The organism is Moorena sp. SIO4E2 (genome assembly GCF_010671945.1).
Classification (GTDB): Bacteria; Cyanobacteriota; Cyanobacteriia; order Cyanobacteriales; family Coleofasciculaceae; genus Moorena; species Moorena producens.
Window position 1 is genome coordinate 1 of the sequence record NZ_JAAHIE010001279.1, and the last position, 1,294, is coordinate 1,294.

General features: G+C 41.9%; 2 protein-coding genes. Both read right to left on the reverse strand.

What is annotated here, in order from left to right:
• Positions 1 to 416 (reverse strand): M48 family metalloprotease (locus F6K37_RS42945; RefSeq protein ID WP_287257288.1); only part of this gene is annotated, 416 nt, incomplete at its 3' end.
• A gap of 88 nt (positions 417 to 504) precedes the next feature.
• Positions 505 to 1,294, reverse strand: a 790-nt coding sequence (locus F6K37_RS42950; protein WP_287257289.1) for a transporter substrate-binding domain-containing protein, incomplete at its 5' end; no start/stop codon positions are given.

Here is a 1,294-nt window from a genome sequence, read left to right on the forward strand (position 1 = left end):
CCTTTGAGCAAGCCCGTATGAACATAAACAAAGCCACCCACCAAGGCAAAGGCATTTATATCGTTGTTCCTGACTACTTGAAAGGTATAGGGAAAATTGGGGCGATCGCTATAGGGGATTAATCTCTTACCAATGTCTTGGACGTATTCAGTGATTTCGCGTCCGCGGTAAATCTCCAGCCCTTGATCAACTTCTTGTTGATTCAAACACTTACCCAGCTCTACTTCTTGTTGATCAGAAATGGTGATTAACTGAATTATCTCAATTCCTGCATCACCATCCAACCCACAGGAGTCAGATGCTGATGAGGTATTGGGTAACCCTACCCCTAGAGCCAGTGCCACAACTACCAGAATCAGCAGGTAAAACCATCGGCGATGGGAAGCACGCTTAATCCAAAAGAATGGGTTTAACATAGTCGTCTATTTAAGCGTCTATTTGAATAATCAAAAATAGGCTTTTAAGTATTAATTATTCAGCAGTCAGCAGTCAGCAGTCAGCGATTTAGTTAGCACATTTTTCATAAGCGGCTTGCCGTGGACCTTGGTAATAAATAGAGTCAACACCCAAGGATTTTTCCAAAATTATATCCCACCTTAAGTCAGTAATAAATTGATCAATTTTTGTCTTCCATTCTGTATCCTGATCTGGTAAAATTATTCCGTAAAAATCACAACTTAACGGTCGGTCAGGAATTAAGGTAAAATCCTGGAATGTCAGCCCTTGTCTTAAGGCTTCTGCCATTAAGAGCATGCCATCACTGGCAAAAGCATCAATTCTCCTTTCGACTACATCTCTGACACCCAATTCTCGACCGTTAGAACTTTTGTAGCGAGCGTCTTCTATTTTAGCTAATGGGTAGGTACTGGAGATTAAAGTATGTGTATTTGAACCAGGAAGAACACCAATTGTTTCACCAGCTAGGGAAGTGTCAGGTTTGAATATACCCCTCATTTCGGGTCTGATTATAAAATGTGTCCCGGAAACATAAAAAGCCGTGGAGTAAGTAACTCCTGATAGTGGTGGAGCACTTTTGATCGTATTGGGACCACACTCTAGATGTGCCTTGCCATTGGCTACCATCCGATAACGATTGTTAGGAGAGTCTTCGTCTAGAACAGATGGAATTGGCTCGAACCGAACAGGTCTATTGAGTACTTCACCGAGATGGTTGGCTAGATAATACATTTTAGTCACGCAGTAGCCTTGCCATTTGTCTTGGTCTAGAAAACCAAAGGGAGGGGCATCTCTTCTAATTCCTACTTTCAAAACACCAGTGCGCTTAATTTCAGAA